Source organism: Kitasatospora papulosa (assembly GCF_000717245.1).
Classification (GTDB): domain Bacteria; phylum Actinomycetota; class Actinomycetes; order Streptomycetales; family Streptomycetaceae; genus Streptomyces; species Streptomyces papulosus.
In genome coordinates this window covers 155,262-175,562 of sequence record NZ_JNYQ01000009.1, presented here as the reverse complement: position 1 = coordinate 175,562, position 20,301 = coordinate 155,262, and the positions used below count along the sequence as shown (strand labels likewise).

Here is a 20,301-nt window from a genome sequence, read left to right as displayed (position 1 = left end):
TGGGATGTCACGCAGCCCGCCAGGAGGCACACGAGATCAGAACGCTCCACGGTACCTGCCGCGCGGCGTGTCCGACGACCTCGTCACCCTCTGCGCACCCTCCCGGCTATGCGTCTGCCGAGGCGGCCCAGGGAGCGGGAGGGCCGGTTCCAGGCACGGAACGCGTCCAGGGTCCTGCTGTTCCCCTGCGTCTCCACGGCCTGCTCCACCGCCGCGAGGCCCTCCGGGGACAGACCGCGCACGACGGGACGCAGCACCTCCTCCAGCAGGGCGGTCCTGGTCCGGGTCCAGCCGGCTCCCGCGTGCGGATGGGCGTTCCACACGGTGAAACAGTCGGCGACGTACGCGGGATCGGCCCCCAGCAGCGACAGGACCGCTTCGCGGCGGGCGGCCGTGCCGTACGCGGCGATCAGGTCCTCGTCCCCGCTGTGCACGAACGCGTACAGCTCCTCCCCGGGCCGCCCGGGGGCGAGCAGCCGCTCGGCCAGGGCCCCGAAGGCGTGCTCCAGGGGAAGGGGGCCGGCCGGTTCGGCACGGGCCCGCAGTGTCCGTACGCGGTCGGTCCAGCCCGGTTCCGGAGCCCCCGAGCGCAGCTCGCGCGCGAAGTCCAGCAGCATCAGACGGGCGCGCACCGGGGCACCGAGCTCCTGCGGGAAGCCGCGCAGCAGATCGTGGGCGAGTTCGGTGGCGTCCTCGTCGCGGGAGGGGGCGGCGAGCGCGGCGTCGACCAGGTTCGACCAGGTGCCGGCCGCCCGGTGGGCGTCGGACGTGGTCTCGCCCAGCAGCGTCCGTGCCTCGCCGGCCGTCGGCGTGTCCTCTCCCCACACCAGGCCGACGGCGGTCCGCAGCACCAGCGGTTCGGCGAACGGGGACATGCCGGCCGCGCGCAGCACCGTGTGCAGGACCGCCACCCGGTCCGCGCCCCGCGCCTTCGCGCCGGGTGCCTCGGCGCACATCCGCAGATGCGGCAGGGCCTGTGTCCCCGTGAACGGCAGCGCCACCCGGGCCAGCAGCCGCTCCGCGTCCGCGGGACGGTCCGGGGTGAGCCGGTCCAGCTCGCCGAGGAGCGCCGTACGGACGTCGAACTGCTCGTCCAGCAGGTCCAGCAGCGCGCGGCAGGCGCCCGCCTCCGGATCGTCGAGCAGTGCTCCGGCCAGCCGGCCGACGACGGCGGGGAGCAGCTCCGCGCGGTCGACGCCCAGGAGCCGGGCGATCCTCAGCAGCTGCACGGTCCGTGCGACGCTCCGGGGCACCCCGGCGGCGAGTTCGGCCAGCAGCTCGTCACCGAGCTCCTCGACCAGCGCGGCGAGGGCGCGTTCCCCGGCGGGCTCCTCGAACACCGAACGCGCGGGAGGCTCCAGATCCACGTCGTCCCCGCGCACCGCCTCCGTCACCAGCAACGCGGCCAGCGGAGCGGTGACGGCGGCCGGACAGCGTCCGTCGAGCGCCGTCAGCAGACGCAGGGCCGCCGCGCACTCCGCTGCCGTGCGGTCGTCGGCGGGCGCGGTCAGGGCACCGGTGAGCTGCATGGTGCGCTTCTCGTCCAGCGCGTAGGGACGCTCGGCCGCCCAGTCGGCCGCCGCGGCCCGCTCCGCGGACCCGAGCGCGATGCCCGCGCCGAGCGCCGTGACGGCCAGCGGCCCCGCGGCGAACGGTTCGCCCGGAAGTTCCGCCGCCTCCCGGAAGAGCTCGGGGGACCGGTTGCGCCAGATCCGGGCGGCGGTCCCCGCCCAGGCGTCGGGCGCCGTCCCGGAGGGGCGCGGACCCGAGGCGGTGTGGACGCGGAACCGCGGATCGCTGATGTCGGGTGCGTCCTCCGGGAGGACGCCGACGACCTGGTGCGCCCTGCGCCCGGGCTCGCGGGTGTACGTCGTGAACGTCAGCCGTTCGGCGTGCTCCCGGGGCAGTACGGCCGTGGCCAGGGCGATCCACCGGGCCACGTCCGCGCTCTGCCGCTCCACGAGGACGACCCGCGGCGCGGAAGGGTCCTCGCACACGCGGCGCAGATCGCTGAGCACGGCGGCGATCCAGGGACTGCGGGCCACCGCGAAGTCGCCGAGCCCTTCTCTGGTGAGCCCCTGGGAGGGGCCGTGCGCGCCCGCCATGGTGGTCAGCGGATCGGGCAGCGTGCGGTCGGGTGTCGCGGACAGCCACCCGACGGCCCCCCAGGCGGCCACGGGGAGCACCCGGCCGGGTATCGCCACGCCCGGGGGGAGGTGGACGGCGTGCGCGTGGAATCCGCCCGTGGCCGTGGCGACCGTACGGCTCAGGAGATGACTGCCGTCGGAGAGCGCGGCGAAGGCGAACGCCACCGGCAGCGAGCGGAGCCGGGTGTCGGTGAGCCGGTCGGGGGTGCCCTCGGGGGCGTCGTACGCCAGAAGCGGTGCGGCCTCCGCGCGCACCGGCCCGGCTATCGCGGGGTCCACCGCGGTGAACCGGCCGGCGGGCACCGCGTCCCCGGACGCCACGGAGGTGTAGTGCAACTGCGGGAGGCTCATGCGTAGGCCCTCATCGTCCCTGCCACGTGCGTCCCCGTCACACGCACCGGCCGCCGCTCGCCGCCCTGTCGGTGCGGCCCGGCCCGGCGGAGCGACGACCCCGGCGGGGAGCTTTCCGTAGTCGTGCGGGCGACGCTATCAAGCCCTGACGCCCCGTTGGGCCGCACACCGTCGGCGGGCGCTCCGAGGGCCGTTCCGTGATCCCCGGCGGGCGCACGACGACTGCCGCGGCACCACGCCGCGTCGCCGGAACGCCCGGACGCGACCGGTGTGCTGACGTCCTCCGTCTCGCGATGCGCCGCACCCGGCGCGGTGCGCTGGTCCACCCGGTACGCGGGGTGCGAGATCGCCGGCAGCTGCACCCTCATCCCCGGGGACCGGCCGGAGCGACCGGTCGAAACGGTCAAGGCGTTCGTGCCGCTGCGGTGACGGAGCCCGGCCGGGCACGGGGCGCGCCTTCCGGACGCACTCCCGTACCCGGGCCGGGTGGCAACGGGCGTGCTCTCAGGCCTCGGTGGCCTCCGGGCCGGAGGCGCGGCGCATGCCGAACCCGGCCAGCAGCGCGCCGACGGCACACAGGACGGCGGTGACGACCACGGCGGAGTGCACACCGTTCATGAACGCGTTGCCGCTGCCCTCGATCACGGCGGCCCTCAGCTGCGCCGGCATGTCCGCCGACACGGGGGAGACACCCATGGCGACCGCGTCCTCGGCCCCCTCGAAGCCGGCCACCGCGTTCGCCGGGACACCGGCCGAGGTCAGCTCGCCGGTGAGGGTCGAGCCCACCCTGCCGCTGATCAGCGACACCAGCACGGACGTACCGAGGGCGCCGCCGATCTGGAGCGAGGTCGCCTGGAGCCCACCCGCGACACCGCCGTCCCTGCGCGGGGCGTTGCCGACGATGGCGTCGGAGGACGCCGACATCACCATGCCCACACCGAGACCGATGGCGAGGAACGGCGGCCACATCGCGGCGAACGCGGAATGGGCGTCCCAGGTCAGCATCCACAGGGAGGCCGCCGCCTGGAGGACCATGCCGGCCGGCATCGTGACCCGCGGGCCGAAGCGCTGCGTCAGGGCGGCGCCGAGCGGTGCCGCCACCACGGTGGCGAGGCTGAACGGCAGGGTGCGGACACCCGCCTCGACCGGGGAGAAGCCCCGCACGTTCTGCAGGTACAGCATCACGAAGAAGATGACGCCCAGCATCACGAAGAAGTTGATCGCGGTGACGAGCGTGCCGATGGTCAGCGAACGGTTGCGGAACAGCCGCATCGGCAGCAGCGGGTGCTCCTGTCGCGCCTCGTACCAGCAGAAGAAGGCCAGCACGGCCAGGCCCGCGGCGATCGATCCCAGCGTTCCGGCGGAACTCCAGCCCCAGGTCTCCCCCTTGACCACGCCGAAGATCAGAGCGACCAGACCGACGGCGAGCAGGATCACGCCGGGTACGTCGAAACGGTGGTGGCCGGTGGAGTCCTTGCTCTTCGGGAGCACGAGCAGGCTGAAGACGAGCGCGAAGAGGCCGATCGGGGCGTTGATCCAGAAGACCGACTCCCAGGTGACGTGCTCGATGAGCAGACCGCCCACGATCGGTCCGAGCGCGGTGGAGCAGGACGCCACCATGGCCCACAGGCCCACGGCCATACCGAACTTCCGGGGCGGGAACACCGCGCGCAGCAGCCCCAGGGTGTTGGGGATCAGCAGAGCGGCGAAGAGCCCCTGCGCGGCGCGGAAGGCGATCACGCCCTCGATCGAGCCCGACAGCCCGATGGCCACCGAGGCCAGGGTGAAGCCCACGGTGCCGACCATGTAGACCGTGTGCCGTCCGAGGCGGTCACCGAGCTTGCCGCCCAGGATCAACAGGGCGGCCATGGCTATCAGATACGCGTTGGTGACCCACTGGAGGTCGGCGGTGGACGCGTCGAGGTCCCGGCCGATCTCCGGGTTGGCGATCGCGACGACGGAACCGTCGAGGTTGACCATGAACAGACCGATGGCCACGGCGATCAGCGTGAGCCAGGGGTTGGTGCGTCTGCCCCTCGGAGCTTCCGGTGGACTCTCGGGCAGGGAGGAGGTGTCCACGGTGGTGGAGGACATGCGGGAAGCCTTGTCTGTGAAACGTCGGTGGGACGGGTGGAGAGCGGCCCCGGCACGACGGCCGCGCCGTGGCCGTCGGCGTGCGTCGGCATCCGGCAGAAGCCGGCCTGAGGAGCCGGCCACGGCCGTGCCGTGCGGGGGAGCCGTGCAGGCGAGCCGTGCGGCGGGGAGTCAGCCGACGGGGGAGTGGAGGCGCACGTTGAGTGACGCCAGCGCACCCAGGGCCGCTCCCAGCGCGTCGAGCTGCCCCTCGGTGAGGGTGTGCAGCGCGCGCGCCAGGTGCGCTTCCTTGAGCGCCCGCGCCGCGGTGAGCCGCTCGCGGGCGGTGGGCGTCGGGTGCAGATGGGCGATACGCCTGTCGGCGGGGTCCTGCCTGCGCTCCAGCAGTCCGAGACCGGTGAGCTGGGAGACGAGGGCGCTGACGTTGTTCGGCTTCATCACCAGGGCTTCGGCCGACTCCCGGACGGTGATCCCCTCGCGTTCCTCGACGAGGAACAGCAGTGCCAACTGGCCGTCAGGGAGGCGGGGATGCGGGAAATCGCGCGCGACCTTCCGCTCCAGACCCCGGTGCAGCGCGGGCAGGGACGCCACGAGCGCGGAGGCTACGCGGTCGATGTCCTCGGCGGGCGCGGTGGGATCAGGCACCCGCACAGCATAGGTACGCGACGATACCTATGTCAACATACCTGAATGCGTGTCCGTGCGTCAGGCGTCCGAGTGGTATATGTGCTGTCGAGAGCCCCGTGGCACCGCTCAGGCGGTCGAGAGAAGGACCTGGCCCGTGACTCAGGCGATGGACAAGCCGACCCACCTGATCGAGTTCGAGACCATGCTGCTGGGGCGGCACCTCCAGCTCGGCGCGCCCCGGTCGAAACGGGGCGGCGGGCGCCTCGACCGCAGCGCGTACACCCTGTTGAGCCGGATCCGGGTGCAGGGCCCCATGTCGATCGGGCAGCTCAGCGAGGCCTTCGGGCTCGACGCCTCCACGTTGAACCGGCAGACCGCCGCCATGCTGCGGGCCGGTCTCGTCGAGCGCATTCCCGACCCCGACGGGGGTATCGCCCGCAAGTTCCGCATCACCTCTGCGGGTGAGAACGGCCTCGACGCGGAACGTGCGGAGAACATCCGCGGTCTGGAGCGCGTCATGGCCGCGTGGTCCTCCGAGGAGGTCGCCGTCCTCGCCGCATGTCTCAAGCGCCTCAACAGCGACATCGAGAACCTCGACGGGCGTCCCTGGCCACGTCCGCAGCCCCAGGCCTGAGGCGGGCCCGGCCCGGGGGCGGCCGGGACCGCACGGTGCCCGCCGGGCCGTGGGAGGGTCTGCACGCCGGGGGAGGACATGCGGGCCTGAAGAGGATCTACGGCCGCGCTTAAGAAATCCTCGATGGACCTGGAGCGCCCGGTGCGGCACATTTCTCGGTGACGGCGCAGAGCGCGGCGGCAGGCGGTTCGTCCTGTCCCCGTCCGCCGCATCCCCCGAAGCCCGGGCCGCAGGCCGTCCTCGGCATGTCCGGGACCGGGGTGTCCACCACGCACCAGGTACAGGGAGCCGCAGCCGTGAAGGCACTCGTGAAGCACAAGGCCGAGCCGGGACTGTGGCTGATGGACGTCCCGGAGCCGGAGACCGGCCCCGGGGACGTGCTGATCAAGGTCCTGCGCACCGGGATCTGCGGCACCGACCTGCACATCCGCGACTACGACGGCTGGGCGCAGCAGGCCGTGCGCACCCCGCTCGTCCTGGGCCACGAGTTCGTCGGCGAGGTCGCCGGGATCGGCGCGGACGTCGTCGACATCAAGGTCGGCGACCTGGTCAGCGGCGAGGGCCACCTGGTCTGCGGGAAGTGCCGCAACTGCCTCGCCGGGCGCCGGCACCTGTGCCGCTCCACCCTCGGACTCGGCGTCGGCCGGGACGGGGCGTTCGCCGAGTACCTGGCGCTGCCCGCCTCGAACGTCTGGGTGCACCGGGACAAGGTCGACCTCGACGTCGCCGCGATCTTCGACCCGTTCGGCAACGCCGTGCACACCGCCCTGTCCTTCCCCCTGGTCGGTGAGGACGTGCTGATCACCGGCGCGGGCCCGATCGGCATCATGGCGGCCGCCGTGGCGCGTCACGCGGGCGCCCGCAACGTCGCCATCACCGACGTCAGCGAGGCCCGTCTCGACCTGGCGCGGAAGGTCGGCGTCGACCTCGCCCTGAACGTCTCGGGCGAGACCATCGCCGACGGTCAGCGCCGCCTCGGTCTGCGCGAGGGCTTCGACATCGGCCTGGAGATGTCCGGGCGCCCCGAGGCCATGCGGGACATGATCGCGAACATGACGCACGGCGGCCGGATCGCGATGCTCGGACTGCCGTCCGCCGAGTTCCCCGTCGACTGGTCCCGGGTCGTCACCTCCATGCTGACGATCAAGGGGATCTACGGCCGGGAGATGTACGAGACCTGGTACGCCATGTCCGTGCTCCTGGAGGGCGGGCTCGACCTCGCGCCCGTGATCACCGGCCGGTACGGCTACCGCGACTTCGAAGCCGCGTTCGACGACGCCGCGAGTGGACTCGGTGGCAAGGTTCTCCTCGACTGGGCCGCCTGAAGCTCCTCGTACGCACCCGTATCCACCTGGGAGACACCTTTCATGTTCGATTCCGTACGCGACGACCTGCGCACCACCCTCGACGAGATCCGTGACGCCGGACTCCAGAAGCCCGAGCGGGTCATCGGCACCCCGCAGTCCGCCACCGTCGGCGTCACCGCCGGGGGCCGCGCGGGTGAGGTGCTGAACTTCTGCGCCAACAACTACCTGGGCCTCGCCGACCACCCCGAGGTCGTCGCCGCCGCCCACGAGGCGCTGGACCGCTGGGGCTACGGACTCGCCTCGGTCCGCTTCATCTGCGGCACCCAGGAGGTCCACAAGGAGCTGGAACAGCGGCTCTCGGCCTTCCTCGGCCAGGAGGACACGATCCTCTACTCCTCCTGCTTCGACGCCAACGGCGGTGTCTTCGAGACGCTGCTGGGCCCCGAGGACGCGGTGATCTCCGACGCCCTCAACCACGCCTCCATCATCGACGGCATCCGCCTCTCCAAGGCGAAGCGCCACCGCTACGCCAACCGCGACATGGCCGACCTCGAGCAGCAGCTCAAGGAGGCCTCCGGGGCCAGGCGCCGCCTGATCGTCACCGACGGCGTCTTCTCCATGGACGGTTACGTCGCCCCGCTCGCCGAGATCTGCGACCTGGCCGACCGCTACGACGCCATGGTCATGGTCGACGACTCGCACGCCGTCGGCTTCGTCGGCCCCGGCGGCCGGGGCACCCCCGAACTCCACGGCGTCATGGACCGCGTCGACATCATCACCGGCACGCTCGGCAAGGCGCTGGGCGGAGCGTCCGGCGGTTACGTCGCCGCGCGGGCCGAGATCGTCGCGCTGCTGCGCCAGCGCTCGCGCCCCTACCTCTTCTCCAACTCGCTCGCCCCGGTCATCGCCGCCGCCTCCCTCAAGGTCATCGACCTGCTGGAGTCCGCGGGCGACCTGCGCGAGCGGCTCGCCGCCAACACCGCCCTGTTCCGTTCCCGGATGACCGAGGAGGGCTTCGACATACTGCCCGGCGACCACGCCATCGCCCCGGTGATGATCGGGGACGCGGCGAAGGCGAGCAGGATGGCCGAGCTGCTCCTCGAACGCGGGGTCTACGTGATCGGGTTCTCCTACCCCGTCGTCCCGCAGGGGGCCGCCCGTATCCGCGTCCAGCTCTCCGCCGCGCACTCCACCGAGGACGTCGACCGCGCCGTGCAGGCGTTCGTCGGCGCACGGGCCGCGCTGGAGGCGTAGAACGGCCCTGCGAGCTGGGACAATGAGCGCATGATCGATGCACGGCGGCTGCGCATCCTCCGTGCGGTGGCCGACCACCGCACGGTGACCGCCGCAGCCGCCGCGCTGTACCTGACCCCCTCGGCGGTCTCCCAGCAGCTCGCCGCCCTGGAGCAGGAGACCGGCCACCGGCTCGTCGAACGCGGGGCCCGTGGCGCCCGGCTGACCGCCGCGGGAGAGATTCTGCTGACCCACGCCAACGCGGTCCTCGCGCAGCTGGAGCGGGCGGAGGCGGAGCTCGCCGACTACGGCGCGGGTGTGGCCGGGACGGTCACGGTCGCCGCGTTCGCCACGGGCATCGGGCTCGTCCTCGCGCCCGCGATCGCCGAGCTCACCCGCACGGCGCCGGGGATCCGGGTCCGGGTGCAGGACGCCGAGGGCGACGCCAGCGTGCCGATGGTGCTCGACCGGCAGGTCGATGTGGCGGTGGCCGTCGAATACCGGGGCGCGCCCGGTGACGACGACCGCCGGCTGACCCGGGTGCCGCTCTACTCCGAGCCCTTCGACGCGGTGCTGCCGGTCGGCCACCGGCTGGCGGGACAGGACCACGTGGCCGTCGCCGATCTCGCCAAGGACACCTGGATCGGTCCCTACCCGGGCAACCCGTGCCACGACGTGGTGGTCCTGGCCTGCGAGTACGCCGGCTTCGAACCCCTGCTGGAGCACTCGTCGGACGACTTCCACGCCGTGGTCGCCCTGGCCGGGGCGGGCGCCGGGGTGGCCCTGGTGCCCCGCTCGGCGCTGCGCGGCACCGGCCTCGGCGATGTCGTCGTACGGCCGGTGGAGGGCGTCGCCCCGACCCGGCGGGTCTTCGCCGCCGTACGGCAGGGCGCCGAGGGGCATCCGTTGATCAAGCCGGTCCTGGAGGCTCTGCGCGCGGCGGCGGGACCCGTCTGACGTCCGGGCGCGCGATCACGCCGGCTGCAGCAGGTCCCACCGGTTGCCGTACAGGTCCTCGAAGACGGCGACGGAGCCGTACGTCTCGTGCCGCGGCTCCTCCAGGAAGCGCACCCCGGCCGCCCGCATCCGTTCGTGGTCGCCCGCGAAGTCCTCCGTGTGCAGGAAGAATCCGACCCGGCCGCCCGTCTGCGCCCCGATGCTCCCTCGCTGCTCCTCGTCCTTGGCGCGCGCCAGGAGCAGACCGGTCCCGGCCGTGCCCCGCGGACGGACCACCACCCAGCGGGAGCCGTCGCCCCGGTCCGTGTCCTCCACCAGCTCGAACCCGAGGGCGCCGGTGTAGAAGGAGAGAGCCTCGTCGTAGTCGCGGACGACCAGCGTGACCAGAGCGATGTGGGACATGGGGACCTCGACCTCGGCAGTACGTGTGCGGTACGGGAGCAGCGGGGAGCATGCGTGCGTTATACGTAACACTAACGTGTGCCGGTCCCGCCGGGGACAATGCCCGCCATGGACACGAGCGACCTCACCGCGCTGACGGACCGCGCCCGCACCCTCGCCGCCGCCGGCGGACGCCGCATCCTCGGCATCGCCGGGGCGCCCGGCGCCGGGAAGTCCACGCTGGCCGCCCGCCTCGTCGAACAGCTCGCGGGACGTGCCGTCCTGGTCCCCATGGACGGCTTCCACCTGGCCGGGGCCGAGCTGGAACGCCTCGGGAGGGCCGGCCGCAAGGGCGCCCCCGACACCTTCGACGCCGCCGGGTACGCGGCCCTGCTGCGCCGGCTGCGCCACCCCGAGGGCCAGGACCCGGTGTACGCGCCCGCCTTCGACCGCGCGATCGAGGAGCCGGTCGCCGGATCCGTCCGCGTCCCCGCGGACGTCCCCCTCGTCGTGACCGAGGGCAACTACCTGCTGCTGGACGAGGGCCCCTGGGCGCCGGTGCGCGGACTGCTGGACGAGGTGTGGTTCCTGGACGCCGATCCCGCCACGCGGGTGCGCGGCCTGGTGGACCGGCATGTGCGCTTCGGCAAGTCCCGCCCGGACGCCGAGCGTTGGGTGGCGGGATCCGACGAGCGCAACGCCCGGCTCGTCGAGCGGCACCGCGACCGCGCCGACCTCGTCGTACGGCTTCGCTGAGCCGTGCGCGGCACGCGTGCGATACCGCTCGCGCCCGCCCCGGCGGCCGGGCAGGATGCTGTGTGCCGCGTCGCCCCGCCAGGAGGTACCCATGCCCAGCACCGATCACCCCGTACCCTTCACCGCCGACGACTACCGGGCCCGGATGACCCGCGCCGCCGAGGCGGCCGACGCCGCCGGCCTGGCCGGCGTCCTCGTGGCGCCGGGCCCCGACATGGTCCACCTCACCGGCTACCGGCCGACCGCGGACACGGAGCGCCTCACCCTGCTCGTGCTGCGGGCGGGCCACGACCCCGTCCTCGTCGTCCCGGCCCTGGAGGCGGCCGACGCGGAACGGGCCGCCGGTTCCCCCGCCCTGACCCTGCGGGACTGGACCGACGCCGCGAACCCGTACACCCTGGCCGCCGGACTGCTCGACGCCAAGGGCCGCTTCGGGATCAGCGACAACGCCTGGGCGCTGCATCTGCTGGCCCTGCACAAGCTGCTCCCCGACACCTCCTACGCCTCGCTGACCGAGGCCCTGCCGATGCTGCGCGCCGTCAAGGACGCGGCCGAGCTGGAGAGGCTCGCCGCGGCGGGGGCCGCGGCCGACGCGACGTACGAGCGGATCCTCAAGGTTCGCTTCTCCGGCCGCCGGGAGAGCGACGTGGCCGCCGACCTGGCCGCGCTGCTCCTCGAACACGGGCACTCCCAGGTCGACTTCACCGTGGTGGGGTCCGGGCCCAACGGCGCCGACCCGCACCACGAGGCGGGCGACCGCACCATCGAGCAGGGCGACATGGTGGTCCTGGACTTCGGCGGCCTGAAGCACGGCTACGGCTCCGACACCTCCCGCACCGTCCACGTCGGCGAACCCACCGCCGAGGAGCAGCGGGTCCACGACGTCGTACGGGAGGCCCAGGAGGCCGGCTGCCGCGCGGTGCGGCCCGGAGCGGCCTGCCAGGACGTCGACCGGGCGGCGCGCGCCGTCATCACCGAGTTCGGCTACGGCGAACGGTTCATCCACCGCACCGGCCACGGCATCGGCGTCACCACCCACGAGCCGCCCTACATGATCGAGGGCGAGGAGCAGCCGCTGGTCCCCGGGATGTGCTTCTCCGTGGAGCCGGGCATCTACCTGCCCGGCCGCTTCGGTGTCCGCATCGAGGACATCGTCACGGTCACGGCGAGCGGGGGCAGGCGGCTGAACACCACCGCGCGCGAACTGGCGGTCGTCGAGTAGGCCCTCCTGCCGAAGACGCCGCTCAGCTGTCGGCCAGCACCACGCACGACTCCGCCGGCAGGTGCAGCAGGCCGTCGGCGCCGGGGGCCCGCACCGGCTCCCAGGCCGCCAGCACCCTGCCCCCGCCGGCCCGGCGCCGGGCGGCGCCCAGCGGAATGGCCGCCGGCTTCCCCGAGAGGTTGACCGCGACCCGCAGATCGCCCCTCCGGCACACGATCCAGCGGGCCTCCTCGTCGTACGCCGTCCGCACCGACTCCAGGTCCGGGTCGGAGAGGTCCGGCAGGGCGCGGCGCAGGGCGACCAGCTCGCGGTACCAGGCGTACAGCCGCGCGTGCGGGTCCCGCTCCGGCTCGCTCCAGTCGAGACAGGAGCGGGCGCGGGTGGCCGGGTCCTGAGGATCGGGGATGTCCTCCTCCGCCCAGCCGTGTGCCGCGAACTCCCGTCTCCGGCCGTCGCGTACGGCGCGGGCGAGTTCCTCGTCGGTGTGGTCGGTGAAGAACTGCCAGGGGGTGCGGGCGCCCCACTCCTCGCCCATGAAGAGCATCGGCACGAACGGCCCGGTGAGCACCAGCGCCGCCGCGCACGCCTGGAGGCCCGGGGAGAGCCCGGCTGCGAGCCGGTCACCGAGGGCGCGGTTGCCGATCTGGTCATGGGTCTGGGCGTAGCCGACGAAACGGTGGGCGGGTGTCCGGGCGGCGTCCACGGGGCGGCCGTGCACGCGGCCCCGGAAGCTGGAGTACGTCCCGTTGTGGAAGAAGGCCTTCGTCATGGTCTTCGCGAGTGCGGCCAGCGGGGCGGTCGCGAAGTCGGCGTAGTAGCCCTGGGACTCGCCGGTGAGCGCGGTGTGCAGGGCGTGGTGGAAGTCGTCGTTCCACTGGGCGTGCAGCCCGATGCCGCCCTCGGTGCGCGGGGTCGTCGTGCGGGGGTCGCAGAGGTCGGACTCCGCGATCAGCGTGAGCGGCCGGCCGAGCTCCGAGGCGAGCGCGTCGACCGCGGTGGAGAGCTCCTCCAGGAAGGTGAGCGCCCTGCCGTCGGCCAGCGCGTGGACGGCGTCCAGACGCAGACCGTCCAGCCGGTAGTCCCGCAGCCAGGCGAGCGCGCTGCCCAGCAGATACGCCCGTACCTCGTCGGAGCCGGGGGCGTCGAGATTGACGGCCGAGCCCCAGGGCGTGTGGTGCGTGTCCGTGAAGTACGGGCCGAACGCCGGGAGGTGGTTGCCCGAGGGCCCCAGGTGGTTGTGGACCACGTCCAGGACGACGGCGAGACCCAGCCCGTGCGCCGTGTCGACAAAACGCTTCAGTCCGCCCGGACCACCGTACGGCTCGTGCACCGCCCAGAGCGACACCCCTTCGTACCCCCACCCGTGGGTTCCCGGGAACGGGCAGACGGGCATCACGGACACATGGGTGACACCGAGCTCCACGAGATGGCCGAGCCGCTCCGCCGCGGCGTCGAAGGTGCCCGCCTCCGTGAACGTGCCGATGTGCAGTTCGTACAGGACCGCACCCGGCAGCCCGCGCCCCGCCCAGGCGGCGCGCCAGGTGTGGGCGTCCTGGTCGACGACCGCGCTCCCGCCGTCCGGCCCGTCCGGCTGGCGCCGGGACCGCGGATCTGGCAGCACCGGGCCGCCGTCGAGCGAGAAGCCGTAGCGGTCGCCGTCGGCGGCCTCCGCCTCCGCCGTCCACCAGCCCGCGCGCCGCTCATCACGCTCCATCGGCAGGCGTCCGCCCGCCGTGCACAGCGCGGCCGACCCGGCCTCGGGGGCCCACACCTCGAACTGCATTCAGCACTCCTCGTCCATGCACCTGATGCCACGCCGGAGTCCCCACGGCCGGCGGAATCCGTACGCACCGCCCCGGGACACTGGAGCGAGCCCACACCTGGCCGTTAGGGTCTGGTCCTGATCATTGCCCTGCCGGGTTCTGCTCATTCGCGGCGAGCCCGGGCAGTACCACGAGGTCCCTCTTACGGCTGCTGGAGGCCGAGATGACCGTGCCGACCTTCCCACCCGGCTTCCTGTGGGGCGCCTCCGCCTCCGCCTTCCAGACGGAGGGGGCCTTCGACGCCGACGGCAAGGGGCTCTCCGGCTGGGACGCCTTCGCGGCCCAGCCCGGCCGCATCAAGGACGGCACCGACACCACCCGCGGAACCGGCTTCCACGAGCGCTACCGCGAGGACGTGGCCCTGCTCGCCGGACTCGGCGCCGACGCCTTCCGCTTCTCCATCAGCTGGCCCCGGGTCGTGCCCGGCGGCAGCGGTTCGCTCAACCCCGCCGGTCTGGATTTCTACGACCGGCTCGTCGACGAACTCTGTGCCCACGGCATCACCCCCGCCCCGACGCTCTACCACTGGGACACCCCGCTCCCGCTGGACGAGGCGGGCGGCTGGCTCAACCGGGACACCGCCTACCGCTTCGCCGAGTACGCGGGCATGGTCGCCGAGCGCCTCGCCGACCGGGTCCCCATGTGGATCACCATCAACGAACCGGCCGAGGTGACGATGCTCGGCTACGCCCTCGGCGAGCACGCCCCCGGCCGCACGCTCCTCTTCGACGCCCTGCCGGCCGCCCACCACCAGCTGCTCGCCCACGGCCTGGCCGTACGCGCGCTGCGCGCCGCGGGCGCCGGCAACATCGGCATCGCGCTCTCCCACTCGCCCGTCTGGACCGCCGGGGACACGGACGAGGACCGTGCGGGCGCGGAGCTCTACGACACCCTGACCAACTGGCTGTTCGCCGACCCCGTCCTCACCGGCCGGTACCCCGACGAGGGCTTCGCGGCCCTGATGCCCGGCCCGGTCGAGGACGACCTCAAGATCATCTCTGTCCCCCTCGACTGGTACGGCGTCAACTACTACAACCCGACCCTGGTCGGAGCGCCCAGGCCGGAAGCGCTCGACTCCTTCTCGGGCTACTCGATGCCCTCCGGGCTCCCCTTCGGCATCAGGGAGATCGAGGGGTACGACACCACCGACTTCGGCTGGCCCGTCGTCCCCCAGGGACTCGCCGAGACGCTCGGCCAGCTGCGGGACCGCTTCGGGGACCGGCTGCCGCCCGTCTACATCACCGAGAACGGCTGCGCGGTCGACGAGCCCGTCGCCGACGGCCGCCGCATCGCCTTCCTGGAGGGGCACCTGGAGGCGCTGCGCACGGCCATCGACGCCGGCGTCGACGTGCGCGGCTACTTCACCTGGTCACTGACCGACAACGTCGAATGGACCGAGGGCGCGAGCAAACGCTTCGGCCTGGTCCACATCGACTACGAGACCCTGCGCAGGACCCCGAAGGAGTCCTACGCCTGGTACCGCGACGTGATCCGCGCCCAGCGCACGGGTGGTCCCTCCCTCACACCAGGTGAACACGCTCCTGGGTGATGCGGTGGCCGGCCCGGGCGAACGCGGCGGCCATCGGCACGTTGCCCCGGTCCGTCGCGCCCGCGACGGCCGTGGCGCCCTCGCCGGCGAGGAAGCGGGTGCATTCGACGAGCAGGTCGTAGCCGTAACCGTGCCCGCGCGCCTCGGGAACGACCCCGATGAAGCCGATGCACGGGCCGCCCGGATTGCGGGCGGGCACGTGGATGCCCGCGAGCGCGCCGTCCGGGGTGTGGGCGAGCTGCCACCACGAGCGGGGCGAGGGGCACCAGTGGAAGAAGTCCAGCTCGTCCCGGGCGGCCTGCTCCAGCCCGCCCGGGCCCGCGATGGTGCGCCGCGCGTGGGCGTCCAGCGTCACGGAGTGGACGCGCCGCAGCACGTCCAGGATCACCGCGTCGTCGGGCTCCTCGCGGAACACCAGCCGGCCGGGGCGCTCGGGCAGGCCGTCCGCCGGTGTCCACTCGTACCGGTAGCGCTCGACCAGCGGCTTCATCCCGGCGGCCTCGGCCGCCGCGATCCGTGCCGACGCGGCCGCCCGCACCTCGGGGGCCGCACGCCAGGCCGGGGGGACGATCAGCTCGTACTCGACGGACCAGGGGGCGCGGCGCAGCAGTTCGGTGCCCGCGGCGTCCTCACCCTCGGCGAAGTCGAAGTAGTTGAGCAGTACGGGTTCGGTGTCCTCGGGCCCGCCCCACCAGGCGGCCCGGGCGACCACGACGCCGTCGCGCAGGGCGACCCAGGTCCACTCGGGGCGGTACTCGCCGCCGTCGGCCACGGTGGCCCAGCGGTGTCCGAACGCGGACCGGCCGACGAGACCGGGATCGTGGAGCGTGTGGAAGAGACGGGTGTCGCTCGGGACGAGCGGACGGATGACCAGGTCGGTCATGGGAAGTCCTCCGGGACTCGGTGACGAGGGGCGAGCGCTCCCGGTCAGACCGAGTCCGACACCGGCCTGCGGGCGGAGCGGGAGCGCGTGATCGTGGTGCTGCGGGTGGTGCCGGGGTCGCGCACGGGTCTCGCCTCCTTCCCTCTCCGGGCGGGTGTCCGGGCGCCGACGGTACGGCCCCCGGACCCCTCACGTCCACCGATTTCTCAGTGGTCCCACACCATGTCGAAGGCACGCTCGAAGTTGACGTAACCGAGGCGCGCGAACGACTTCGCCATGGGGACGTTGCCGAGGTCCGTCGCCGCCCGGATGCGCTCCACACCGTCCTGGGCGGCGAGCACCCTGGTGCCCTCGGCGAGGATGTCGTCGATGTAGCCGTGCCCGCGGTGCGCCGGAAGCACCCCGATGTAGGAGATCATCGGGTGGTAGTTGTTCCGCGCCGGGACGACGAAGCCGACCGGCTCACCGCTCGGCAGCTCGGCCACGCGCCACCACTCCCGGGGAGTCCGCAGACCGGCGAACTCCTCGTCGTACTGCTTCTCGGCCGCCTCACGGGCGCTCAGCCCGGACGCCAGGTCCGCCTGCCCGTGCGCGTCGAGGGTCCCCTCCATCACCGGGGCCATCAGCGCGACGAGGTCCTCGCGGCCGGAGACCTGCCGGAACACCAGCCTGCCGCTGTCCGGGGGCACCGGTGTGCCCGCCCGCCACTCCAGGCGCAGGCGCTCGACCAGCATCCGGGCGCCGCTCGCCTCCATCACCCGTATCCGCGCCTCGACGATCTCGCGCGCGGCGGGATCCTCGCGCCAGTCCGGGGGGATGAACCGGCCGTACTCGGGCCGGGGGCTCCCGGCCGGGACGACCGCGGCCGTCGCCTTCTCCACCAGCTCCAGCCCGATCGCGCCGCGCTCCGGCTCCGGCAGGGTGTCGTCCAGGTCGAAGAAGTCCAGGAACTGGGGGCTGCCGCCCTCCTGCCCCGTCCACCAGGAGAGCCGGCCGAGGACGCGGTCGCCGCGCAGGGCCACCCACATCCACTCCGGACGGCGACGCCCCGTGGCGAGGTCGTCGGCCAGCTCGTGGTCGAGCACGTAGGAAAGGCGGCGGAAGAGACCGAGTTCGTCCGCTCCGGTGAGCGGACGGATGGTCAGTTCCGATGGCGCAGGGGTCACGGAGTCTCCTCGACGGGGGTGCCGGACCGTTCGGCGGCGGCGCCGGAGGATAGCAACCACCAGGCCTGCGGCGGGCGGCATTTATCTCCTGCCGCGCAGGTCAGGCGAGGGCGGAAACGGGCATCGTCTGGACACCCCGGGGCTCTCGGACCGACAATCGTCCTGTGACGTCCTCCTTCGAGCACTACACGTATCCCGCGCGGCTCTCGGACGCCGAGCGCGAGCGTGTGCTCGGTGCGCTCAGAGACGGCGCCGCACAGGGGAAGCTCTCCCACGACACCTTCCTGCGACGCATGGAAATAGCCCTGACCGCCCGGCGTTCCGAGGAGCTGAAGGCACTCACCTCGGACCTGGAGACCGACGGACGCTGGTCCCGCGGCCTGTTCCGCGCGGTGGGCGAGGTCTCCGCCTTCCCGGCCCGTCTGCGCAGGGCCTGGCAGTCCGAGCGGCTGCCGAAACTCCTGCTGCCGGTGCCGGGCCCGCACCCCCTGCGCATCGGGCGCGACCCCGGCAACGGGCTCCGGCTCAGCCACGAGACGGTGTCCCGGATGCACGCCGAACTGACCGCGCACGGCAGCCGGTGGATCCTGCGCGACCTGGGCTCCACGAACGGCACGTGCGTCAACGGACAGCGGGTCGTCGGCTCGGTCGTGGTGCGCGAGGGCGACCAGGTGAGCTTCGGCCGGATGACCTTCCGGCTCACCGCGTCGCTGCCCGTGCCTCCGGCCTGACCCGGCAGCCGCGCTCCGTCACCCCGTGCCGGACACCTGTCGGCGCGCCCCGCCCGCGGCCCTGACGAGCAGCGCCACCGGCCGGTCCGCGAAGAGCTCCGCCACGCGGACCACGGGCCCCTCGAACTCCCGCCCCGGCGACAGCAGATCGCTCCACCGGCCCTCGCCGGGCAGCGCCAGCTCCGTGTCGCGCCAGCCGCCCTCCTCGTCCAGCCGCAGTGACAGCCGGGTCACCGCCGTGACCACCTCGCCGGACCGGCCGAACGCCAGACAGTGCGCGGCCGCGGGACCGTGGGCCGTCAGCGGGGCGTAGGTGCCCGACTCGCCGAAGAGCTCCGGGCGCTCCCGGCGCAGCCGGAGCGCGGCCGTGGTCAGCGCGGCCTTCTCGTCCGCGCCCGAGGGGGGCCTGGTGAACGGCCGCCGGTTGTCGGGGTCGACCAGGGCGATGTAGTCCCGCTCCGTGCCCTGGTACAGATCGGGCACCCCGGGCATCGTCAGGTGCACCAGCGCGGCACCCAGCACGTTCGCCCGTACGAAGGGGGCGAGCGCGTCCGCGAACCGGGTCAGCGCGGAGCGCGCCTCACCGGAGTCGGCGCCCGGACCGGCTGCCACGAAGTCGGTCACCGCACGCTCGTACACCGGATCGGGCTCGGTCCAGCTGGTGAACAGGCCGGCCTCCCGCACGGCCTTCAGCAGCGCCGGCTCCAGCCTCCCCGCCATCTCACCGACGGGCAGCCCCGCGCACCCGTACGCCGACTGCCAGGCCTGCCAGGCCAGCTGGGGGTCCGGGGACGGCACCGGCGTCGACCTGGACAGCTGCGTCACCAGCGACGACCACCGCTCCGGGCACTCGGACAGCACCGCGACCCGGGCGCGGACGTCCCCGCTGCGCTTCGTGTCGTGCGTGGTGAGCACCGTGCCGGTCGCCGGCCAGTCCCGGGCGACACGGGCACAGAAGGCGTGGAACTCCTCCGGGCTCACCGCCGGCCGGCCCGGGTCGCCGCCCACCTCGGTCGCCGAGATCAGCGGAACGTACCGGTAGAACGCCGTGTCCTCCACCGACTTGGCGTGCAGCGCGGACGCCGTCTGGGCGAACCGGGCGCAGAACGCCGACCGCGCCGGTCCGGCACCGAGGCGGCCCAGCGCCAGATCCCGCACCACGTCCACGGCCTCCGCCTCCTGGGAGACCGCGAAGGCAGCCTTGGCGTCCCGTACCGCCTCGGCCGGGAGCGTCGCCTCGGCGACCTCCGTGAGCGGACCGCCCGCCGTCACGTACGGCCGGTACACGGGCACCCGGACCAGCAGTTCGCGTACCGCCGTGCGCAGGGCCCACGGCGCGTGGTCCCGGAGGGCGGTGTCCCCGGCGCACACCTCGACGGCGAGACGGGTCAGCCACTCCGTCTCGGCGGCGAGCTCGTGGGTGACCACGCGGTACGCCGCGCGCCGCACCGTCGCGGTCCAGTAGCCGCCGCGGTCGCCCGGCGGGCCCGCGAAGTCCCGGTAACGGCCCAGGAGATCCGCCGCACCCATGGGGTCCGTGAACAGCCCGTCGATCCGGTGCAGCGCGTCGTACCCGGTCGTCCCCGCGACCGCCCAGCCGGCGGGCAGGGTCTCGGAACCGGTGAGGATCTTCTCCACCACCGTCCACCGGCCGCCGGTGGCGTCACCGAGCCGCCCGAGATACGCGGCGGGATCGGCCAGCCCGTCCGGGTGGTCGATACGCAGCCCGTCGACGACTCCGTCGCGGACCAGCTCCAGGATCTTGCGGTGCGTCGCGGTGAAGACCTCGGGATGCTCCACCCGGACGCCGATCAGGTCCGAGATGGTGAAGAACCGGCGGTAGTTCAGCTCTGTCCTCGCCAGCCGCCACCAGGCGAGGCGGTAGTGCTGCGCGGCCAGCAGCTCGGGCAGCGGGAGGCCCTCCGTGCCCGCGCGGAGCGGGAACTCCAGATCGCCGTGGCGGAGCACCGGCGAGCCGTCGTCCCGGGTGCCCGGCTCGAAGGCGTCGCTCTCCTCACCGACACGGCCCGCCAGCACGGGCAGCAGCACCTTCCCGCCGCCCGCGGCCCAGTCGATGTCGAACCAGCGGGCGTACGGGGACTCGGGGCCCTCGCGCAGCACCTCCCACAGCGCCAGGTTGTACCGGGGCGCGGCCGCCATGTGGTTCGGCACGATGTCCAGGATCAGCCCGAGGCCGTGCGCGCGAGCCGTGACGGCCAGCTCCCGCAGGCCCTCCTCGCCCCCGAACTCGGCCCGCACCGAGCCGTGGTCGACGACGTCGTAGCCGTGCCCGGAGCCGGGCACGGCCTCCAGGACGGGGGACAGGTGCAGATGCGAGACGCCGAGCTCGGCGAGGTACGGCACGGCGTCGGCGGCGGCGGCGAACGGGAAGTCCGGTTGGAGCTGAAGCCGGTACGTGGCGGTGGGCGTCATGGACTCG

Annotated in this window: 17 protein-coding genes; 9 read left to right on the top strand and 8 right to left on the bottom strand. The window is 73.4% G+C overall.

Going from position 1 to position 20,301, the window contains the following annotated elements; genetic code table 11:
* Nucleotides 1–83: 83 nt before the first annotated feature.
* Nucleotides 84–2,498, bottom strand: coding sequence for a GTPase-associated protein 1-related protein (locus IA22_RS0123220; RefSeq protein ID WP_030124720.1), 2,415 nt, complete (start codon nucleotides 2,496–2,498; stop codon nucleotides 84–86).
* A gap of 270 nt (nucleotides 2,499–2,768) precedes the next feature.
* On the opposite strand from IA22_RS0123220, the gene IA22_RS36825 reads away from it, so the two are divergent.
* The gene (locus tag IA22_RS36825; protein ID WP_015579269.1) at nucleotides 2,769–2,927 is read left to right on the top strand and encodes a hypothetical protein; all 159 of its coding nucleotides are present in this window, start codon (nucleotides 2,769–2,771) and stop codon (nucleotides 2,925–2,927) included.
* 75 nt (nucleotides 2,928–3,002) lie between these two features.
* On the opposite strand, the gene IA22_RS0123210 is transcribed toward IA22_RS36825, so the two are convergent.
* Nucleotides 3,003–4,592 (bottom strand): MFS transporter, encoded by a 1,590-nt coding sequence (locus IA22_RS0123210; RefSeq protein ID WP_014153311.1) that lies wholly within the window; start codon nucleotides 4,590–4,592, stop codon nucleotides 3,003–3,005.
* 171 nt (nucleotides 4,593–4,763) lie between these two features.
* On the bottom strand, nucleotides 4,764–5,237 hold the full coding sequence (locus IA22_RS0123205) for a MarR family winged helix-turn-helix transcriptional regulator (RefSeq protein ID WP_015579270.1): 474 nt from the start codon (nucleotides 5,235–5,237) through the stop codon (nucleotides 4,764–4,766).
* A gap of 148 nt (nucleotides 5,238–5,385) precedes the next feature.
* On the opposite strand from IA22_RS0123205, the gene IA22_RS0123200 reads away from it, so the two are divergent.
* The 4 genes from IA22_RS0123200 to IA22_RS0123185 all read left to right on the top strand — a co-directional run bounded on the left by IA22_RS0123200 (nucleotide 5,386) and on the right by IA22_RS0123185 (nucleotide 9,350).
* On the top strand, nucleotides 5,386–5,853 hold the full coding sequence (locus IA22_RS0123200) for a MarR family winged helix-turn-helix transcriptional regulator (RefSeq protein ID WP_030124719.1): 468 nt from the start codon (nucleotides 5,386–5,388) through the stop codon (nucleotides 5,851–5,853).
* A 296-nt stretch (nucleotides 5,854–6,149) separates the two neighbouring features.
* Complete coding sequence (tdh, locus tag IA22_RS0123195) at nucleotides 6,150–7,178, top strand: L-threonine 3-dehydrogenase (protein WP_030124718.1); 1,029 nt, start codon at nucleotides 6,150–6,152, stop codon at nucleotides 7,176–7,178.
* Between the two features lie 42 nt (nucleotides 7,179–7,220).
* Entirely contained in the window at nucleotides 7,221–8,414 is a 1,194-nt protein-coding gene (locus IA22_RS0123190) for a glycine C-acetyltransferase (RefSeq protein WP_014153307.1), read from the top strand.
* Nucleotides 8,415–8,444: 30 nt separating this feature from the next.
* The gene (locus IA22_RS0123185) at nucleotides 8,445–9,350 is read left to right on the top strand and encodes a LysR family transcriptional regulator (protein ID WP_015579273.1); all 906 of its coding nucleotides are present in this window, start codon (nucleotides 8,445–8,447) and stop codon (nucleotides 9,348–9,350) included.
* 15 nt (nucleotides 9,351–9,365) lie between these two features.
* Here IA22_RS0123185 and IA22_RS0123180 read toward each other — a convergent pair whose 3' ends face one another.
* Nucleotides 9,366–9,752, bottom strand: a complete 387-nt coding sequence (locus IA22_RS0123180; RefSeq protein ID WP_030124717.1) for a VOC family protein — start codon at nucleotides 9,750–9,752, stop codon at nucleotides 9,366–9,368.
* Between the two features lie 108 nt (nucleotides 9,753–9,860).
* Between IA22_RS0123180 and IA22_RS0123175 the strand changes: the two genes are divergently transcribed.
* Together IA22_RS0123175 and IA22_RS0123170 are read left to right on the top strand one after the other, a co-directional pair.
* Nucleotides 9,861–10,487 carry a nucleoside/nucleotide kinase family protein gene (locus tag IA22_RS0123175; protein ID WP_015579274.1) on the top strand — a complete coding sequence of 209 codons (627 nt, stop codon included), beginning with the start codon at nucleotides 9,861–9,863 and terminating at the stop codon, nucleotides 10,485–10,487.
* A gap of 91 nt (nucleotides 10,488–10,578) precedes the next feature.
* Nucleotides 10,579–11,709: an aminopeptidase P family protein gene (locus IA22_RS0123170; RefSeq protein ID WP_030124716.1), complete on the top strand. Its 1,131-nt coding sequence runs from the start codon at nucleotides 10,579–10,581 to the stop codon at nucleotides 11,707–11,709.
* A 22-nt stretch (nucleotides 11,710–11,731) separates the two neighbouring features.
* On the opposite strand, the gene treZ is transcribed toward IA22_RS0123170, so the two are convergent.
* Nucleotides 11,732–13,492 (bottom strand): malto-oligosyltrehalose trehalohydrolase, encoded by a 1,761-nt coding sequence (treZ, locus tag IA22_RS0123165; RefSeq protein WP_030124715.1) that lies wholly within the window; start codon nucleotides 13,490–13,492, stop codon nucleotides 11,732–11,734.
* A 203-nt stretch (nucleotides 13,493–13,695) separates the two neighbouring features.
* On the opposite strand from treZ, the gene IA22_RS0123160 reads away from it, so the two are divergent.
* Nucleotides 13,696–15,081, top strand: coding sequence for a GH1 family beta-glucosidase (locus tag IA22_RS0123160; protein ID WP_014153301.1), 1,386 nt, complete (start codon nucleotides 13,696–13,698; stop codon nucleotides 15,079–15,081).
* Here IA22_RS0123160 and IA22_RS0123155 read toward each other — a convergent pair.
* Together IA22_RS0123155 and IA22_RS0123145 are read right to left on the bottom strand one after the other, a co-directional pair.
* Nucleotides 15,053–15,964: a GNAT family N-acetyltransferase gene (locus IA22_RS0123155; protein WP_030124714.1), complete on the bottom strand. Its 912-nt coding sequence runs from the start codon at nucleotides 15,962–15,964 to the stop codon at nucleotides 15,053–15,055. The two genes, IA22_RS0123160 and IA22_RS0123155, sit on opposite strands and share 29 nt — an antisense overlap.
* Before the next feature lie 206 nt (nucleotides 15,965–16,170).
* Nucleotides 16,171–17,130: a GNAT family N-acetyltransferase gene (locus IA22_RS0123145; protein WP_030124713.1), complete on the bottom strand. Its 960-nt coding sequence runs from the start codon at nucleotides 17,128–17,130 to the stop codon at nucleotides 16,171–16,173.
* 164 nt (nucleotides 17,131–17,294) lie between these two features.
* Here IA22_RS0123145 and IA22_RS0123140 point away from each other — a divergent pair, with 164 nt between their 5' ends.
* A complete protein-coding gene (locus IA22_RS0123140) occupies nucleotides 17,295–17,861 on the top strand; it encodes a DUF1707 and FHA domain-containing protein (protein WP_014153298.1) in 567 nt (188 codons plus the stop codon).
* A gap of 18 nt (nucleotides 17,862–17,879) precedes the next feature.
* Here IA22_RS0123140 and treY read toward each other — a convergent pair whose 3' ends face one another.
* Nucleotides 17,880–20,294 (bottom strand): malto-oligosyltrehalose synthase, encoded by a 2,415-nt coding sequence (treY, locus tag IA22_RS0123135; RefSeq protein ID WP_014153297.1) that lies wholly within the window; start codon nucleotides 20,292–20,294, stop codon nucleotides 17,880–17,882.
* Between the last annotated feature and the right edge of the window lie 7 nt (nucleotides 20,295–20,301).